18 protein-coding genes, 1 tRNA gene and 1 other RNA gene are annotated in these 19490 nt (G+C 31.9%); 3 read left to right on the top strand and 17 right to left on the bottom strand.

Annotated elements, in window-relative coordinates; genetic code table 11:
* Positions 1 to 10: 10 nt before the first annotated feature.
* The 3 genes from nifU to ACI48Q_RS05005 are packed head-to-tail and all read right to left on the bottom strand — an operon-like array spanning position 11 to position 2061.
* Positions 11 to 442 (bottom strand): Fe-S cluster assembly scaffold protein NifU, encoded by a 432-nt coding sequence (gene nifU, locus ACI48Q_RS05015; RefSeq protein ID WP_474917946.1) that lies wholly within the window; start codon positions 440 to 442, stop codon positions 11 to 13.
* 1 nt (position 443) lies between these two features.
* Entirely contained in the window at positions 444 to 1628 is a 1185-nt protein-coding gene (nifS, locus tag ACI48Q_RS05010; RefSeq protein WP_474917945.1) for a cysteine desulfurase NifS, read from the bottom strand.
* Complete coding sequence (locus ACI48Q_RS05005) at positions 1621 to 2061, bottom strand: RrF2 family transcriptional regulator (RefSeq protein ID WP_474917944.1); 441 nt, start codon at positions 2059 to 2061, stop codon at positions 1621 to 1623. The genes nifS and ACI48Q_RS05005 overlap by 8 nt, the downstream gene beginning before the upstream one ends.
* A gap of 163 nt (positions 2062 to 2224) precedes the next feature.
* Between ACI48Q_RS05005 and ACI48Q_RS05000 the strand changes: the two genes are divergently transcribed.
* On the top strand, positions 2225 to 3577 hold the full coding sequence (locus ACI48Q_RS05000) for an aminotransferase class V-fold PLP-dependent enzyme (RefSeq protein ID WP_474917943.1): 1353 nt from the start codon (positions 2225 to 2227) through the stop codon (positions 3575 to 3577).
* 80 nt (positions 3578 to 3657) lie between these two features.
* Here the strand turns inward: ACI48Q_RS05000 and ACI48Q_RS04995 are convergent.
* The 11 genes from ACI48Q_RS04995 to ACI48Q_RS04945 form a co-directional block, all read right to left on the bottom strand.
* Positions 3658 to 3733 (bottom strand) — tRNA-Lys (locus ACI48Q_RS04995).
* A gap of 109 nt (positions 3734 to 3842) precedes the next feature.
* Positions 3843 to 4754 carry an AEC family transporter gene (locus ACI48Q_RS04990; protein ID WP_474917942.1) on the bottom strand — a complete coding sequence of 304 codons (912 nt, stop codon included), beginning with the start codon at positions 4752 to 4754 and terminating at the stop codon, positions 3843 to 3845.
* An 87-nt stretch (positions 4755 to 4841) separates the two neighbouring features.
* Entirely contained in the window at positions 4842 to 5342 is a 501-nt protein-coding gene (locus tag ACI48Q_RS04985) for a flavin reductase family protein (protein WP_474917941.1), read from the bottom strand.
* A gap of 184 nt (positions 5343 to 5526) precedes the next feature.
* Positions 5527 to 6654 (bottom strand): ornithine racemase Orr, encoded by a 1128-nt coding sequence (gene orr, locus ACI48Q_RS04980; RefSeq protein ID WP_474917940.1) that lies wholly within the window; start codon positions 6652 to 6654, stop codon positions 5527 to 5529.
* Entirely contained in the window at positions 6651 to 7979 is a 1329-nt protein-coding gene (locus ACI48Q_RS04975; RefSeq protein ID WP_474917939.1) for a GlmL-related ornithine degradation protein, read from the bottom strand. Before ACI48Q_RS04975 ends, orr begins: the two co-directional genes overlap by 4 nt.
* 49 nt (positions 7980 to 8028) lie before the next feature.
* Entirely contained in the window at positions 8029 to 10203 is a 2175-nt protein-coding gene (gene oraE, locus ACI48Q_RS04970; RefSeq protein WP_474917938.1) for a D-ornithine 4,5-aminomutase subunit OraE, read from the bottom strand.
* Positions 10203 to 10565: an ornithine aminomutase subunit alpha gene (locus ACI48Q_RS04965; RefSeq protein ID WP_474917937.1), complete on the bottom strand. Its 363-nt coding sequence runs from the start codon at positions 10563 to 10565 to the stop codon at positions 10203 to 10205. Before ACI48Q_RS04965 ends, oraE begins: the two co-directional genes overlap by 1 nt.
* Before the next feature lie 20 nt (positions 10566 to 10585).
* Complete coding sequence (gene ortB, locus ACI48Q_RS04960) at positions 10586 to 11998, bottom strand: 2-amino-4-oxopentanoate thiolase subunit OrtB (protein ID WP_474917936.1); 1413 nt, start codon at positions 11996 to 11998, stop codon at positions 10586 to 10588.
* A 20-nt stretch (positions 11999 to 12018) separates the two neighbouring features.
* Positions 12019 to 12318, bottom strand: a complete 300-nt coding sequence (ortA, locus tag ACI48Q_RS04955) for a 2-amino-4-oxopentanoate thiolase subunit OrtA (RefSeq protein WP_474917935.1) — start codon at positions 12316 to 12318, stop codon at positions 12019 to 12021.
* Positions 12319 to 12359: 41 nt separating this feature from the next.
* Entirely contained in the window at positions 12360 to 13406 is a 1047-nt protein-coding gene (gene ord / locus ACI48Q_RS04950) for a 2,4-diaminopentanoate dehydrogenase (protein ID WP_474917934.1), read from the bottom strand.
* A gap of 307 nt (positions 13407 to 13713) precedes the next feature.
* Positions 13714 to 15078, bottom strand: coding sequence for a sigma-54 interaction domain-containing protein (locus ACI48Q_RS04945; protein ID WP_474917933.1), 1365 nt, complete (start codon positions 15076 to 15078; stop codon positions 13714 to 13716).
* A gap of 213 nt (positions 15079 to 15291) precedes the next feature.
* Between ACI48Q_RS04945 and ACI48Q_RS04940 the strand changes: the two genes are divergently transcribed.
* Together ACI48Q_RS04940 and ACI48Q_RS04935 are read left to right on the top strand one after the other, a co-directional pair.
* Positions 15292 to 16047, top strand: coding sequence for a threonine/serine exporter family protein (locus ACI48Q_RS04940; protein WP_474917932.1), 756 nt, complete (start codon positions 15292 to 15294; stop codon positions 16045 to 16047).
* Between the two features lie 17 nt (positions 16048 to 16064).
* Positions 16065 to 16526 (top strand): threonine/serine exporter family protein, encoded by a 462-nt coding sequence (locus ACI48Q_RS04935; protein WP_474917931.1) that lies wholly within the window; start codon positions 16065 to 16067, stop codon positions 16524 to 16526.
* 31 nt (positions 16527 to 16557) lie between these two features.
* Here ACI48Q_RS04935 and ybaK read toward each other — a convergent pair whose 3' ends face one another.
* The 3 genes from ybaK to aspS form a co-directional block, all read right to left on the bottom strand.
* A complete protein-coding gene (gene ybaK / locus ACI48Q_RS04930; RefSeq protein WP_474917930.1) occupies positions 16558 to 17034 on the bottom strand; it encodes a Cys-tRNA(Pro) deacylase in 477 nt (158 codons plus the stop codon).
* A 267-nt stretch (positions 17035 to 17301) separates the two neighbouring features.
* Positions 17302 to 17485, bottom strand: a non-coding RNA gene (gene ssrS, locus ACI48Q_RS04925) — 6S RNA.
* Between the two features lie 111 nt (positions 17486 to 17596).
* Positions 17597 to 19384 (bottom strand): aspartate--tRNA ligase, encoded by a 1788-nt coding sequence (gene aspS / locus ACI48Q_RS04920; protein WP_474917929.1) that lies wholly within the window; start codon positions 19382 to 19384, stop codon positions 17597 to 17599.
* Positions 19385 to 19490: the final 106 nt, after the last annotated feature.

The raw sequence follows: 19490 nt of genomic DNA, 5'->3' as shown, positions 1-19490 counted from the left end.
ATTTAATCACCTATTCTTCTCCGTGTACATGATCATGAATATCATCATGCTCTTCATAATTCCAAGCTTCTAATCCTTGCTTTTCCCTATAGTCATTTATTGCTTTGTGTATTGCTTCTTCTGCAAGTACTGAACAGTGCATTTTTATTGGTGGAAGTCCATCTAAAGCCTCTGCAACTGCTTTATTAGTTAGAGTCCATGCCTCATCAACTGATTTTCCTTTTATAAGATCTGTTGCCATACTTGAAGAAGCTATAGCAGAACCACATCCAAAAGTTTTAAACTTAGCATCCACTATTATATTATTTTCTATCTTAAGATAAACCTTCATTATATCTCCGCATTTAGCATTTCCAACTTCACCAATACCACTTGCATCTTTGATTTCCCCTACATTTCTTGGGTTTGTAAAATGATCCATTACTTTATCACTATATATCATATTATTTGTCCTCCTCGTTTAAAAAGTCATCATACAATGGTGACATATCTCTTAATCTTTGAACAATACCTGGAACTTTTTCTAATACATAATCTACTTCTTCTTCAGTTGTTCTATCGCCTATACTCAATCTTAACGAACCATGTGCTATTTCATGTGGTAATCCAATGGCTAATAATACATGAGATGGATCTAATGACCCTGATGTACACGCACTACCACTTGATGCACAAACGCCCATAGCATCTAACATTAGAAGTACAGATTCACCCTCTATAAATCTAAAACATATATTTGCGTTTCCTGGCAATCTCTGTTCTCCACTTGGTCCATTTAGTCTTGAATATGGTATTTCTAATAATCCATTTATTAGATTATCTCTTAGTTTAGTCATTTCCTCTTTATGTTTAGGTAAATTCTCCACTGCTAGTTCTATAGCTTTTCCAAGTCCTACTATTCCCGCTACATTTTCTGTACCAGCTCTTCTAGCTTTTTCTTGTCCTCCGCCATGAACTAAATTGTGTATTCTAATACCTTTTCTTACATATAGTGCTCCTACACCTTTAGGTCCATAAAATTTATGTGCTGCTAATGATAATAAATCCACATTCAATTCTTTTACATCTACATCAATATGTCCTACCGCTTGAACTGCATCTGTATGGAATACTATCTTTTTCTCTTTACAGATGGCTCCTATTTCTTTAATAGGTTGTATTGATCCTATTTCATTATTCGCCATCATTATAGTAACTAATATAGTGTTATGTTTTATAGCTTTATTGAATTCTTCTATTTCTACTACGCCCTCTTCATTTACATCTAAATAAGTTACTTCAAAACCATGTTTCTCTAAATATTCACATGCATGTAATACAGCATGATGCTCAATTTTAGTTGTAATTATATGATTTCCTTTATTCTTATTTGCAAAAGCTATTCCTTTTATAGCCCAGTTATTTGCTTCAGATCCTCCACCTGTGAAATATATTTCGCTAGCATCCACATTTATAGCCTTTGCTACTCTATCTCTCGCTTTATCTAAAGCTTTTTTAGTTTCTCTTGAAATTGAATAAACTGAAGACGGATTACCATAAAACTCAGTAAAATATGGTAACATCTCCTCTAAAACCTCTTGTTTTGTAAAGGTTGTAGCTGCATAGTCCATATAAATTGGTTTATTCATTGAAATTCACTCCTTTTAGTTTAGCCATATTTAAATAATCGTCCACAATATCTTGCAATGTTATGGACCTTGTAACCGAATCCATACTGTCTTTTATTTTTTTCCACACTAACCTAGTTGCACAGCAATCAATATTGTTACAGTCATGACTATCTAAACAAGTAGATATCTCTATAGGTCCTTCTAAAACCTCTAGCACTTCATAAACTGTAATATCTTGCGGTGCTTTATCTAGAATATACCCTCCATTTGCTCCTCTAACACTCTTTATAAGTCCAGATTTTCTTAGCACAGAGAATAGCTGTTCTAAATAATATTCTGATATATTTTGCCTACTGGAAATACTCTTTATTGATACAGGCTCTTTTCCATAGTTAATTGCTAGGTCAACCATAGCCTTGACTCCATATCTTCCCTTTGTTGATAATTTCATATATATCATTCCTTAATGTTGAGTACTTTACTATACTTTCATATTATCAAATCAGAGTAATCATGTCAACTATTAAATAAAACACTGAGTATTTTATATAAATGTACCAATTATAAGGTAATTTAATAGTATATAATATAACCACTTTAAGGAGGTTTAGAAAATGAGTAACTTTAAAGATAATGAATTTAGGAATCTAGTTCTAGGAGTTAACAACAAAGTAACTCTAGCAGATGGAAAATCTGTTGAGGGTATAAACTTTGATAATGCTGCCACCACTCCGCCCCTTAAGTGTGTCATAGATGAACTTCTGAAGGTTTCACCTTATTACTCTTCTGTTCATAGAGGAGAAGGTTATAAATCTCAATTATCTACTGCTCTTTATGAATCGAGTAAAATTGAAGTAATGAAATTTATCGGTGCAAATAAAAATTTTTGCGATATAATATATGTGAAAAATTGTACAGAAGCTATAAATAAGTTAGCAAACTTGTTAGCTCTTAAAAATAGTGGTTCCATAGTGATTTCTACCTTTATGGAACACCATTCAAATGATTTACCCTGGAGAGAAAATTTTAATGTTAAGTATGTAGATGTAGATAATAAAGGTGTACTAAACTTAGATGATTTAAAAAATAAGTTAGAAGAGTATAGTGGAAAAGTAATTCTTGTAGCTGTTACAGGAGCTTCTAATGTAACTGGTCATAAAAATAATATATATCAAATTGCTAAGCTTGCCCATTCTTATGGTGCAAAAATTTTGGTGGATGGTGCTCAACTAATACCACACAGTCCTTTTTCGCTTAAAAATCCTCATGATATAGATTATATTGATTTTGTTGCTTTTTCTGCTCATAAAATTTATGCACCTTTTGGAACAGGAGTGCTTCTAGGCGACAAGACCTTCTTCAATAATTGTCCTCCTGACTATTCTGGAGGTGGAACAATTTCCTACGTTTCACATAACAAGGTAACATGGGCTCCTTCTCCAGATAGACATGAAGCTGGATCTCCTAATGTATTAGGAGCTATAGCCCTCAGTTCTTCTATAAGAAAACTTTCTAGAGTGGGTATGCGTCATATTGAAGATCATGAGAAGAATTTAACAATGTATGCTACTGAGAATCTACTATACATTCCTTCAGTAACTATCTACGGAGATTATAAAAATTACAATAATAAGGTAAGTATAATTAATTTTAATATGGATGGTATACACCACGCACTATTAGCTAAAATTTTATCCTACGAATTTGGTATCGCTGTAAGAAGTGGTTGTTTTTGTGCACATCCTTATATGCAAACCTTATTAAAATTGCCTCCTGATATTATTGAAAAAGCTATGTATGAACCAAAAGAATCTCAACCTGGTACTGTAAGAATTAGTTTTGGAATGTATAATACTTTTGAAGAAATAGATAGATTTTTATATGCTATGTATAGAATACACACCTCTAAGGAGTATTTCATCAAAAAATACACTAAAAGAAAATATAATATTTTAAAAAAAATATGACTTCACTAGCTTATATGTTGTCTACTAATCCTAAGTTAGAAGAAAAATAAAAAATCTCCTAAGAAGCTTAGGAGATTTTTTGGTGCGCCATCAGGGGTTCGAACCCTGGACCCCCTGATTAAGAGTCAGGTGCTCTACCAACTGAGCTAATGACACTCATCAATTTACAAATTTATTCTACATCTTTCATGTGTATATGTCAATATATTTTTTATAAGTGAATTATTTACCCATATATAAAATATATCTATGCCTTTCTTCAAATCTAAATAATGAAATAAATTATTGCTGGTACTGTTATAATAGAGAATACTGTAGTTAAAAAAATACATTGGGATGCATATACATAGTCACTATCATATTGTGCTGCAATAATTGGTGCTATAACAGCTCCAGGCATTGCTACAATGAGAGTACAAATTTTAATAAGCTCACTATCTAGATTTAATGTTTTCATAGTTACATATACTATTAATGGTGTTACTATCAATGCAATAAAAGAACCAAAATAAATACTTTTTTCACTTAATACCTCTCTTAATTTAGATCTACACAACATAGATCCTATAATCATCATGGCAATAGGCGTGGTTACTCCACCTACCAACTCTATAGTTTTCATAATTGGTTCCGGTATATTAATTCTAGAAATAAATAATATAATACCGCCTATGACAGCCCATATAGATGCATTCTTCATAACCTCCTTTACGGCCTGTTTAAAGGATATTTTTCCAGCATAAAGTGATACGCCTATAGTCCAGGCAAATATTGTAAAAATCATATTATACATTGCAGCATAAAACACTCCAATATTGCCAAAGATACTTTGCAACACTGGATATCCCATAAATCCACAATTAGTAAATATAGTTATAAATCTAAGAGTTGGCTTTTTTTCTTGATCGACCTTAAAATATATGTATTTGGTGAAGACAAGCAACCCTGTATGAATTATTAAAGAATATATTAATATTTTAATCCCATTATTTAATAACTTCTCACTAAATTCTAAGTTAAACCCGCTAAAAATAAGGCATGGTAACGTTACTTGCATAACTAAATCACTTAATCCCTTTTCTACTTTTGCATCAATAATCTTCTTTTTATTAGCATAGGTTCCAACTAGCATCATTAAAAACAATATTAGAACTTGATTTACTGCATTAATATTCAACAAAAGTCCCCCAAACCTTAAATTAATTGTGGCACATCATTAATTCATTTTGTCATATAAATAAAAGACGATATTATCGTCTTTTATTTATAGTTTATAACAATCTACAATTTCTCCATAATAAAGTACGTGATAATTGTTATCCCTATAACAACTGTCCTTTATTTCATCTATTAAAAGGTCTTTTTCCATCTCCTGCTTATAAACTATCTTGCATTCATAGGTTAAAACATTAGGCCTATCTATTACTGGAGTATCCACTTTATTTGCCGGTTTTAAATTTAAGCTGCACTCTTTAAATTTATCATAATCTCTGCCTGATTTTACCCCACAAAATGTAAGTTCTTTCTTTAAATTATCATCTAGAGGTATTGTAACAGTAAAATTATCAACTTTATCTATTAAATCATAAGTGTGTCTAACTTTTCTTACCATAACCATAAAGGTAGGTCTTTTCCATTGATATCCTATATTTCCCCATCCTATAGTCATCGTATTAATCTCATCACCAGATTTTACTGTTAAAAAAGCTCCTTTTTCATTTAGATTTATTATAGCCTTATCTAACTCTTGGGTAAAATTAATCATATTCATTTCATCTCCTTAACTCATATATTCTGATTATACTATATATGATAATTAAATTGCATATTAACTTATCTAAATACTACAATTCTAGCTAATCACTTGTTTTATTTTGTAATTGAACTTCCCTGTTTTTATGAATTTATTTATACTCTTTCTATTTTTATTAAAAGAGCTCAATGTTATTTTATTTGCAATCTAGCACGCCTTCTATTTCTTTCTCTTTACATTTATTTATCATATCATCATCAATATAATATTTATATACATAGTTTGAAGTCATAGCTTGCAATAAACAGCCATAATCCATATAAAATTCTAATACATCCCCTAACTTATACTCTTTACTACCTTCAGTTACATCTAATATTAAATGATCACTACTTGCACCAATTATATTAATCTTACTATCTACTGGAATCATCCCATCCATTTTTATGTCTTGTCTTCCTAGTGCAATTATGGCTCTTTTAATAATACCCTTATCCTGAAATTTAGGAACTTCCCCAAATGCATCCAACCCTATCTTTCCTATAGGAACAGATGGTTTATTTTTGACCTCTACTATTTCTCCCTTTAATATAAAAGCATCCCTATATATATTCTCTATAGCTTGTTGGTAAGCTGTTTCATTACCTAGTAACATAGACTCACCAAGTCTAAGTTGAGTTACACCCTTAGGTATAGTATTGCCTAATACCATGTGTATACTACTAGAATTCCCTCCTGAAACCACAGATAATTTTATTTCCAATATCTTTTCTATTTTCTCTTTTATAGCTATAAGCTTACCAAGATTGCTTTCATCTGGAATTACTCCTCCATAACAAGTAAGATTAGTTCCAACTCCTAATAATTCTATTTGAGGAAGCTTGACTACTTCTCTAGCTAGATCTAGTACATCATATTCTAATACACCTTCTCTTAAATCACCTAAATCCACCATTAATATAACTTTATGAGTTTTCTTAGCATTAACAGCTGCTTTTGATAATTTCTTTATAGTCTCTAATTCAGAATTTAAAGATATATCAGCATACCTTACAACTGCCCCTGCATCACTTCTCATAGGTATCCTTAAAAGTACTTTTTCACAGGGTAGCGATGAAAGTTTTCTTAGATTTTGAATTCTTGAATCTCCTATAGCCTTCACTCCACCTTTTAATACTGCTTTTACTATAGTTTTATCTGAACAGAACACCTTACTTACGCCAACTACATCTATATCTTTTTCTTCACATATTTTTCTTAAGGTATTGGCATTATGAGTTATTTTATCTAAATTAACTTCAATACAAGGGTAATTTCTTCTCATATCTTAAGACTCTCCTTTAATAAAGTTATTGCTGCATCCTTATTTTCTCTACTAAGAACTCCAGCGCAGGCTACTATATACATACTATCTATTAGTACCTTAGAATCTTTTCTCGGATTCATAGTTACCTCTTCTTTTGTCTCTTTTATTCCCTCTAAGATATTTTCACCTTGTTCTAATCTTGTAAGAGCTCCTCCAGTTCCTACTATATATTTAATCATGGATAAATCCTTACCATAGGCTATAAATTTTTTTCCTGCTCCATAATGTCTCTTTATATATCCTACATGTCTACTTACAGCTACATTGGTAGCTTTTTGAGTCAATATTCTACTCCATTTAATTTCTCTCTCTGTTCTAGGTATAGGCTTGATATACTGCTCTATCTCTTCTCTAGTCAAGTCCTCTAGTTCATAGTCATTTAGCAACTCTATCACATTGTTCCTGTTTACATATACGCCCAAATCCCCCTCTACTGTTCTCTTAGCTTTTGGCTCAGGAGTAACTAATATATCAAGGACATCTACGCTACCTTCAGTTACTGAATGTACATCTGTAGTCGCTCCTCCTACATCTATTACTACTACATCTCCTATGAGTTCATATAAAAGCTTAGTAGCTTCCATAACTGCACCTGGAGTAGGCATTATGGCACCATCCACCATTTCCTTAATTTTATCCATCCCACCAGCCTTTGTAATATTTTTTTCAAAGGCATTTTGTATAATAGCTCTGGCAGGCTCTACATTTAATTCATCAACTCTCGGATAAACATTATCTATTATATATAGCTCTTTACCCTCAAATATATCTTTTATTTCATCTTGGTTCGCAACATTTCCACAATATACTACTGGAATATTTAAATCTGCTGCTCTTATAATTTCAGCATTATCAAGAGCCGTTTCTCTTTCACCATAATCCGTTCCACCAGCTATCATAATAAGGTTAGGATCTATATCCCTAATCTTCTTTACATCTGACTTCCGAAGTCTACCAGCTGTAACCATTTTTATAATGCCTCCAGCACCTAATGCTGCCTCTCTAGCTGCTTTTACAGTCATATCTTGCACAAGTCCATGTACAGTAATCTTAAGTCCTCCAGCAGCACTACTAGTGGCAAGCATTCTTCCATATTCTATAGATTCTCCTAACCCATTTTCAATCTCCATAATTGCCTGCTTTAATCCTACAGTAACATCTCCTTGAACTACAGAGGTATATCCATTTCCTTGCCCTACTATTTCTACTCCATTTTTAAAGTTGAAAGCAGTAACTACTGTAGTGGTACTTCCTATTTCTGCTATTAAATATTCAACTTTCATAACTTCCTCCTATTTCAAAGGGCATACATTTTGTATGCCCTTTGTTTTTTTAATCTCTTTTCATTAAAGTTTCAATTATAAAGGATGCTACATCATTTCCATGTGTTCCTCTTCCAAACCCTGCATCCATACCATTAGCTTTGGCTATTTCATTAGTTACTTGAGTACCTCCTGCAACTAATATAAATTTATCTTTCACGCCTTTTTCTACACAAAGATCGTGAAGTTTCTGCATATTTTTAGTGTGTACATCATTATGAGTAATAATTGTACTGATAACAATAGCTTGAGCCTTTGTTTCTATAGCTGCATCTATTAGTTTTTCTACTGGACAAGAAGTTCCAAGATAAATAGCTTCTATTCCATATCTCTCCATGCCCCCATGTTTAATATCAATTATTTCTCTTAATCCTACAGAGTGCTCATCCTCCCCAACAGTTGCTGCAACAACTTTAATAGGATGCTCTTTAACATATTCTCTCATTACATCATCTGCTAACAATTTTTTCTTTTCTGGAACTTTAAGTTCATCTTTCTTTATTGCAAAGTTAACTCTACCTTTTATTTCTACTAAGGTTCCCTCTGCATCCTGCATTACTTGTTTATGAATAATTTCAACATCTGTAAGGTTCATATTTTTACCCATTTCAAGAGCTGCTGCTTCTGCTATTCTCTCTTCTTCCGGTATAAATAATGATACAGACACATATTTGTCCTTATTCCATTCAACTTCTGGCACTATAGTTCCATCTTCTTTTACTTTCTCTAATCTTCTATTCACATTATCTTCTTCATCTAATTCATCTATATACACAATTTTACTTCTATCACAGAAAGTACATCCTCCTATAGCATCACAAGCATGTTCATATTCTTCTGGAACATTATTATATCCAAAATGTGCACATACTGGTGCAAAGTAATCACTATCTCTTGGAACTACTGTATCAGCAGCAATTCCAGCATCTATTTTACGAGCTATTCCATCTCCATTTCTTGCTGGATATTCTCCTGAATCTACAAAGAAACCATCTTGAACAGCGTTAAAATATCCATGGTTTTCAATAATTTCTTCTAAGAAAAGTATTGCTCTCTCTTTTAGTTCTCTAACCTTTTCAGGTAAATATCCCTCTTTCTTAAGTTCTACCATATCCATTAGTCCATCCATACCAACTAGTGCTTGTTTAGCAGTATTTACGGCATGAATATTATTATAATGCCAAGGAACATTTCTTCCTTCATCAGGAGTTATTGTACTTTGAATATCTGCTGAAGTTAATTGTGATATCAAAAGGTTTAGTGAGTGAGTCACTGTTGCTTCTCTTGTACAAGAATCCATGTATTTAGTATTCATTTGAGCTCTCATTTTATAATTTCTAAATAAGTCTCTTAATGCAACTGCATATGGAAGGTCATATCTTAAGCACGGAGCTGGTGGCGCTGTTGGTGGTACTGTAGATAATGCTATGTTACTCGCTTTCATTCCAACTTTTTCAGAATATTTTGAGTTAATGGCATGTTGTACCATAAGTTCAGGCATTACATTATATCCCTTCATAGCTGTAGCATTGGCATTATGTGCTCCATCAATCTGAAGCATATCTGCCCAAGCCATCATATGTTTAGCCACTGCAGCATCAACAAAAGATCTAACCATATTTATATTTCTATATAGTACGTTATACTGTGGGTCTTGGTGTGCGCCATTTACACCTTCTTCTGCAAACATTACAGCTATATCTGGACCTGCTACTCCTGATACATAAGAGTGGAAATTAATTTCTCTTCCTACTTCTTCTTCAATCATATCTATAGCTTTTCTTGTTGCTCTGACTTCTTTTCTTGTAATTGGTACTCCACCTATTCCTTCTGGACTTCCTTCTATTAAGCTGTCATAATGACTTTGACCTGCTGTTCTTATAACCATTATATGATCTGCACCATGCCATGCTGCCATCCTCATTCTTCTTATATCATCTTCAAATCTTCCTGATGCTATTTCTGTTGTTATAACTGGCATAGGTTGAGGATCTATGTTATTAAAGCTTCTAGCTGATGGAAGCGCTTTACTCTTTTTTAAAGGCTTAGTTATTTGCTTGTAGCTAAACTCTCCCATAGGTTCATTGTAGGCTTCTCTCCAATGCCACCCTCTTCTCTTAGGCTCATACTTATCTAAGTTTTTTAGGATTTCTTTAACATTTATCTTCTTATTTTGCTCTAGCATTAGTTATCCCCCCCGAATAATCCTGAAACTTCATTCCAACCATTACCTTGTCCAAGTTCTCTTCCCGCTTCTAAATATGGCATATTTTTAGCTTTAGAATACTTTAAAACTACATTTCCCATTCCTTTTCCTAAAAGCCCAGCTTTTAGTCCTTCTTCTACTATTTGAGAAGATTCAATGCTTGAAAATCCCATTCTTAATAGCACTGATCTCTCTATAGATGATGAGGTATGAGTTTTTGCAAGTTCTACTAAGGGATCTACTATTTGTTCTGTTAAACTCCAAAATCTTTCATAAAGTTGTTCATCTGTTAAATCCTTTAAATGTTCTCTTCTTGTCTTAAAATCATCTTCTCTTTTCACAATATTCCCTCCAAGTAATTTTATTTAACACTGAATTCATATTCTTTAACTATACTTATAACTTCTTCCTTATTTAACTTTGTTTCTTCACATAAAAACTCTATTTCTACCATGTCTATCATGTTTCCAATTATCTTTTTAAGACTATTTTTGATTAAGGATCTTCTATAAGTGTTTAGATCCTTCTCATTTATACTAAGTTTACTTGGATGTTCTGGTAAAATTATATTTTCCCCAGGTATTTCATCCTTTGGATCTCCTTTAAGAACCTTTATTCCATTTTTCTTTGCAAAGGTAAGTTGTGGCATTATATGTTTCCCAGCGCCAGTATATTCAGTTTCTTGTACAACGATAATTTCATCATCATTCATTTCCTGTGCTAAAACAAAGGCTGCAGCTAAAGATGTATTTCCCGCTGGTCCTCTTTCTAGTCCTTCAAGATGTGCTAATAGTTCTGTCATATAGAAAACTTGTCCCTGTGCAACTGTTGCATATCTATCTAGATATCTTAATGGTCTTGCCGCACTTCTAGGTACATCACTTCTATCAGGCCATACCATAAATGGAATACCAAAGCCAGTATGTCCTGTTGTAAAGGATTTTCTATTAAAATCATTATCGCTTGCCATGTGTAATCCTTCTAAATCTACTGAGGCTCCTACTACCTTAGTTTCATTTGCGCCTGCTTTAATAAGTCCTCTTGCTGTGCCTGTAACATTTCCCCCACCAGCATGGGTTACAACTACAACTTCAGGATCTTTTCCAAACTTTTCTCTACACTCTGTTGCAATCTCATATCCCAATGTCTCTACTCCAGCGATACCATAAGCTGAATATAGCGATGCATTATAGAAGTTTGTTTCCTCAAGTATATTTAAATAAGTATAAAATAGCTCTGGTCCTACAGTTAATTGAATAACTTCAGCTCCTAGACAATCACACTTTCTTCCTTTTTCTATTATCTCAGGTTGTCCAACCTTCTTTGAGTCATAGCATTCTTGCACTATTATGCACTTCAAGCCTTGCATTGCTGCCTGAGATGCTACAGCAGCACCATAATTTCCAGAAGTTGCTGATGCTACGCCCTTATATCCTCGTTGTTTTGCATCAAAAACTGAAACAGATGCTCTTCTATCTTTAAAACTTCCAGAAGGGTTTGCACTTTCATCCTTAATAAAAATTCTTGCTGCTTTTCCTGTTTTAGAAACCTTTCTTGCTAAAGCTGTTAAATTTCTTAATTCAAGAAGAGGAGTATTTCCAACACCAACCTCCTTTTGAATTCTCATAATATCACTTAATGAATATCCTATATCTCTCATCATACCTTCATAATCGAAGGATATAACTCCACTTTCATATTTACTAAAGTCCATTCCTACAGACTTAATCATTATTTCATTTTTTCTTTCCATTAAAACTTCATACTTATTCACAATATCACCTACTTTTTCAACTATTTAAAAAGCATATCCTTAGCCTGTTTTCCAATGTAAGCTATCTCACTTACATAATTTCCAAAATCATGGGTATAGCTAGGCTCTATAGCTGTTACTTCGCCTTCTACTCTTCTACCAATTGAGGTCTCAATCTCAACTTTTTCTCCTAAATTACAATCTTTCATTGTGAAACCTTTTACCCACATCATAAGTGGGGTTTTCTTTGTATCTTCAGGTATGGCATTAGATCTATCCTCACAATCTAAAACTTTTGTAGTTATCTCTACAAACGTACCTTTTTTAATCAAATTATTCACCCCCAAAATTTCTTAAACATTAATATTTATCTATTTTCAAGCTATCTTTTTATAAAGTTTCTAAAGTCTCCCATTATAGCTCTTGGTACTGGTAAATCTATCATGGTTTTTAAACCAGGATCCGCATTTATAACATGTGGAATCATATTAACACACATGGCTATAGTTCCAAGCCCACCATCAACCTCTGGCTTAATGCACATGTTAACCTCAGGAGTTCCTTTTATTGTTATATAATCCCCTGTATATGTTCCTTCCATTTCTGGCTCAATTTGTTGTGGATGTATCATGTCTATTTTAGCTTCTCCATCTACATATCCTTGGCCAGTCATATTCACTCCAGCTACATCTCCAGCTGCTGCAAAACCATATGGTGATTTTCTATCAACACTTGTTACTATTGGAGCCATTTGTTGCTCGAATTTTTCTACATTCCATCCAATAGCATCTCCTATCATTCTGATTGATTCTACAAATCCAACATGCCCTGCTAAGCTTCCATCTTCAACACCTTGATTAAATGCATCTACCTTCATTCCAACCCCTTGTTCTTCCATAACTGCTGGACCAAATGGTGATAAGCTATTGACTCTTTTAGCTTCTATATGTTCTACATCTGTCATACATCCAGTCAGGCATACTACTAATAAATCCATTATTAATCCTGGGTTAATTCCTGTTCCAAGAATTGATACTCCATTTTCTTTTGCAATTCTGTCTAACTCAGCTGCAATTTCTGGATTCTGCGCTTGTGGATATGACATTTCTTCAGCAGTAGAAATTACATTTACTTTTTTCTCTAATGCTAGTTTTAATTTTGGAAATGCATTTTTAGTGAAAGAATCTGTGGCGCATAAACAAATATCACAACATTTTTCTGTTAATACCTCATCTATTTTAGGATTAATAATAACTTCCGCTCTATCTCCTCTTTCAACTCCTAGAACCTCATATATACTTTTTCCTGCTCTTTGTGGATGTACATCGCAAACTCCTACTATATCAACACCCTTTTTCTTTAGAAGCATTTTAGCCATTCCACTTCCCATAGCTCCAAAGCCCCAAATTGCAACCTTAACATTATTCATCTGAATATCCCCCTTATTTAAACTTATATTTCATACTATTTTGTATTTTATATACAGCAATTATTGTGCCAACTTAAATTCTGACTATTATAAGTATTTATGCTTTAAAATAGCTAAACTTGTATAAATATACATACTGTTCAGAATATTCGGTTTTATTTCCGCTTTATATGCAAATTTTTTTGCTCTATTGCAATGTAAATATTTACATTGAATTTTCGAGAAAATGAAATTGCAAAAAAACAGATGCAAATACTTTTGCATCTGTTTTGCCTAAAATTCGGCATTCCTTATAAACTATTAATTATTAACTCTCTATATCATATTTTTTTAATTTATATTGTAAATTCTGTCTAGATATTTTTAACACTTTTGCAGTTTTAGTAATATTTTTTTTATTTTCTATATATACTTTATTTATTATACTCTTCTCAATTTCATATAAATATTCACTAAGAGATTCCTTTCCATTAAATGAAGACTCTTCACTATTATCACTATTTATAATAATTTTACTATCAAAAAAATTTTTCGTTAATACCTCTTCATCATCTACCATATTCATAGCATTTTCTATTACATTTTTAAGTTCTCTTACATTACCAGGCCAACTATGATTTAAAAAACTTTCTAAAACCTCTTCACTAATGCTCTCTACATTTTTAAATAATAATTTATTATAATAATTAATAAAATGATAACTTATTTCTTTAATATCTTCTTTACGTTCTCTTAATAATGGTATATTAATTTTAATTACACTTAATCTATAGAAGAAGTCTTTTCTCAATCTTCCTTCATTTATAAGCTTTTCTGCTGGTTCATTTATAGTGGCTATAATTCTAACATCTACATCAATGATTTTATTACTTCCTACAGGTCTAATATATCCATCTTGTAATACTCTTAGTAATTTTGATTGTAAATAGGGCTCCATAGAATTTATTTCATCTAATAGTACAGTTCCTTTATGAGCCTCTTCAAAAAGTCCTTTTTTATTCTCTGCCCCAGTAAAGCTTCCTTTCACCGTTCCGAAAAGCATTCCCTCTAGGAGTGCACTAGGTATTGCTGCACAATTTATTGCAATAAAGGGATTATCTTTTCTTTCTCCATCATAGTGTATACTTTGTGCAAATAATTCTTTACCACAACCAGTCTCTCCGTATATAAGTACTGAAGAATTTGAAACAGATGCTCTTATACCTTTGTTTATCTCGTTCTTTATTTCATTACTATTTCCTATGATATCCCTAAAAACATAATGTTTTTTTTTCTTATCGATTTTACTTTCTAGTCTACAAATAGTTTCATTTAATTTTTTAATCTGAGTCATATCTCTAGCTATTTCAATTGCAGCTACTGTATTTTCCTCTATCTTTACAGGAATAGTAGTATTAATACTAGTAATGATTTTTCCTTTATCATTAGTATAATTTTGAGTAACACCTTTAAACTCATGACCATTTTTTAGACAATTCATCAGCGTAGAAGTTTCACCAATATCTTTTAAATATTCGTGAACTTCTTTTCCCATTACATCTTCTCTTTTTACCCCTTCTATTTTTTCCATTGCTTCATTGTAATAAATTGTTTTACCTAAGCTATCTACTATATGTATTCCTTCCTTTAAATTATTTATTAGTATTTCAAATATACTTTCTATATTATTCATCTTTAACACCCCATGATACATAATGAAGTTATGAGTTTATTATTCTTAACACATACTATATTTATATCATAAATAATTTTTTAATGTGTGTAAATTGATTAACAAGAAAATTAATCTAAATATTCTATAAATTCACTGGATAAGGTTTTTGATATATAATAATATTGTATTGTTGACTATAGAAATTATACCATATTGAAAGGAGAGTATATAATGAATGATTCTAGCATAGTTCATCTTGCTGCAGAAGCCGGAAAAATAATGCTTGAAAATGGTGGTGAAACTTATAGAGTTGAACAGACTATCTCTATGATTTGCTCCTCCTATAATATAAAAACAACTGAGAGCTTTGTTTCACCAACAATAATTATGACCTCAATAACTTATATTGGCGGAGAATCTACTACTGTAATAAAGCGTATTACTTCACGTACTACAGATCTTCAAAAGGTTTCAATGGTAAATGACTTATCTAGAAGGATTCAAAAGTCTCCTATGTCATTACAAGATTTAGCCTTTGAACTTAAGTATATAAAAAATTATCCTACCTATAGTAATGGAATAAAAATGTTTTTTGCTGGAGTAACTACCTCTGCATTTACTCTATTATTTAATGGAAGTTTAGGTGATTTTGTAGTAGCTTTTTTTGCTGGTATGTTGATTAATTTTGTTTGTTCGCTATTATCTAAATTTGATGTAAATAGCTTTTTTATAAATGTAGCCGGTGGTACCATTGCAGCCACTATAGGACTATTCTTTGCACGTATAGCTCCTACATTTCATGAAGATAAGATTATAATAGGTTCCATCATGCTTCTAGTTCCTGGTCTCTTAATCACTAATGCTATAAGAGATACCATTGCAGGTGATTTACTCTCAGGTCTATCTAGAGCTCTAGAAGCAATTTTAGTTGCCGGCGCTATAGCTATAGGTGCAGGTTTTGTATTAAAATTTGGATTTCTATATTAAGGAGGTTTTTATTAATAATGTATAGTAATATATTTTGGGCCTTCATTAGTTCCCTAGGTTTTGGATTTTTATTTAATGTTAGAGATAAAAACCTAATATTTTCTGCCATAGGAGGAGGTATTGGATGGTATTTTTACGCTCTTATAAATGCTAATTTTAATTCTGCTATAAGTGCTTTATTTGTAGCCTCCATAGCTATTAGTATCTATGCAGAGATATGTGCTAGAATTCTTAAAAATCCAGTTACTGTATTCTTAGTATGTGCGCTGATTCCACTAGTCCCTGGTAGCGGTATGTATTATACTATTTTTGAAGCAGTTTTAGGAGATGTGAATAAGTCCTTAATAACTGGAATAGAGACTCTATCTCAAGCTGGTGCTCTCGCTGTAGGAATAATATTTGTTTCTACCCTTAGTAGGCTCCTAAATAAAATTATTGCAATAAGCAAGCTGAAATTACATAAAGGTAATAATAAATAATAAAATAACCCAGAGAATAAAACTCACTGGGTTATTTTATTATATCTTCAAAGTTACCATCAACTATATTGACTAAATCCATGGGTGAAATCTCTATTTGAATTCCAATTTTCCCACCACTTATAATCATAGTATTTAAATTCTTAGCCTCTATATGTATAACAGTTCTATACTTCTTTTTCATGCCTATAGGTGAACATCCTCCCCTTATATATCCTGTGTATTTATTTATATCATTAACTGCTATCATATCTACTTTTTTTTCTCCAACGACCTTTGCAGCTTTCTTTAAATCTAATTCTTTATGTACTGGAATTATAAATACATAAATTTCTTTGCTATTTCCTTGAAGTACTAATGTCTTATATACCTCTTCAACCCGTTTGTTAATTTTACTAGCTACTGATATTCCATCTATCTTTCCATCCTTATTGTCATATGTTAAAACTCTATAAAATATATTATTATTATCAATTATTCTCATGGCATTAGTCTTCTGAAATCCCATAGTATTCCTCCTAATTACTTATTATTTTATATTCACACTTATACTATTTATTTTTAAAATTTCATTTTAAATAGTTTTTGATTCTAGAACTATACATTATCAATACTATATTAAAATAGGAATATTTTCAAAAATTCTATTAATTTTTTCCTACATTGTTAAGTAAATACTGTTCATTAATCATTATTTATTCAACTTTATATCAAAAACATAAAAAGAGTAAATACTAAACATAGTATCTACTCTTAGTTTAAATCTAAAAAATTTTGATATACCGCCGTGCCGTATCCATGGTATATTTGAACCCGTTCTCCTACGGGTGGAATTGCCTTTTTCTTTCTGGTACCCATTAAACAGTCGTAATAGGTCAACACTTCACAAAAAGAGCTTCTTCCAATATTTCAATATGTTGGCTCAACATAAACCATTTCCACGCACACAGCAGATTATTTATCAACTATATATTACATTATATAGCACATCTCACGAAATTGCAATTTATATCTTAAAATACATCAAATATTTTCTAATAATAGTGTGTCCAGTATAATTCTTTATATTCTTATTTATTATCTTCTTTAGATATCTCAATACCTAGTTCTTTAAGCTGTTTATCTTCTACTTTGTTTGGAGCTTCACTCATTGGACAGAATGCGTTTTGATTTTTAGGGAATGCTATAACATCTTTAATATTATCTGTTCCTGCTAAGAACATTACCATTCTATCAAGACCATATGCTAATCCTCCATGTGGTGGTGGTCCATATTTAAATGCTTCTAATAGGAATCCAAATCTCTCCCATGCACTTTCATCTGTAAATCCTAAAAGATTAAACATCTTCTGTTGAAGTGAAGTATTATGAATTCTTATACTTCCTCCACCTAACTCTTCACCATTTAATACTATATCATAAGCTTTGGCTCTAGCATTTTTAGGATCTGTATCTAATAGATGTAAGTCCTCATCCATAGGGGATGTAAACGGATGATGTAAAGCTACATATCTATTTTCTTCTTCGTCAAACTCTAGTAGTGGGAACTCAGTAATCCATACAAAGTTAAATTCCTTATTATCCTTTAATAGATCCATTTCCTTTGCAAGTTCTAATCTCAATGCTCCTAATGATTGAAGAACTACATTATCATTGTCTGCAACTATTAAAACTAAATCTCCAACCTTAGCTCCTGCAGTATCTAAAATATTTTTCATCTCTTCTTCAGTAAAGAATTTAGCTATTGGAGATTTTATCTCCTCTTCTTTATAGGCTATCCATGCAAGACCTTTTGCCTTATAGGTTTTAACAAACTCACCAAGTTTATCAATCTTCTTTCTTCCCATATCTCCGCAGTTCTCAGCTACTATTGCTCTTACTGAGCCACCATTATCTATTGCATTTTTAAATACTCCAAATTCACTATCTTTAACAATGTCAGTGATATTTTGTATTTCCATTCCAAATCTTAAATCTGGCTTATCGCTACCATACTTACTCATGGCTTCAGCATAAGGCATTCTCTTAATAGGAAGTTTTACATCCACATCTAATATTTCTTTAAATACCCTTTGAATTAATCCTTCGTTTAAAGCTATAACATCATTCATCTCAACAAAGCTCATCTCAAGATCAATTTGAGTAAATTCAGGTTGTCTATTTGCTCTTAAATCCTCATCTCTAAAACATTTAACTATTTGGAAGTACTTGTCATAGCCTGATACCATCAATAATTGTTTAAATATCTGTGGTGATTGTGGAAGTGCATAAAACATCCCTGGGTAATTTCTGCTTGGAACTAAGTAATCTCTGGCACCTTCTGGAGTACTTTTTGTAAGCATAGGAGTTTCAATTTCTAAAAAACCATTTTCATCTAGATAATCTCTTACTATTTTAGAAGCCTTATGCCTTATCATTAATATTTTCTGCATATCTGGTCTTCTTAAATCTAAATATCTATATTTTAACCTAATATTTTCACCTGCATCTAAATCTTCTTTTATATATATTGGAGGTGTCTCAGATTCTGAAAGTATCTTTATAGACTCTCCTTTTAGCTCCACCATACCTGTTGGAAGATTCTCATTTGGAGACTGTCTTTTTATAATCTCTCCAGAAACAGCTATACAATATTCTGATTTTGCAAGATCTGCTTTCTCAAAAGCCTCTTTATTTATTTCTTCTCCAAATACCACCTGTAAAATTCCAGTTCTATCTCTTAAATCTATAAAAACTAGACTTCCTAAGTTTCTCTTTCTTTGAACCCATCCCATTACGGTAACTTTTTGAGAAATATTATCTTCTCTAAGTTCACCACACATTATGGTTCTTTTTAAGCCATTAAGTGACTCTCCCATTATTATTCCTCCTCTTTATTAAAGAATTTTTATTACATCTACCAAAGAGTTTAAGCTATCTAATGAAGCTTTTCTAAACTCACATCACTCACTCTCTTTAATTTAG

Source organism: Clostridium sp. LXY-7 (genome assembly GCF_056172015.1).
This window is presented reverse-complemented; position numbering and strand designations above follow the sequence as displayed.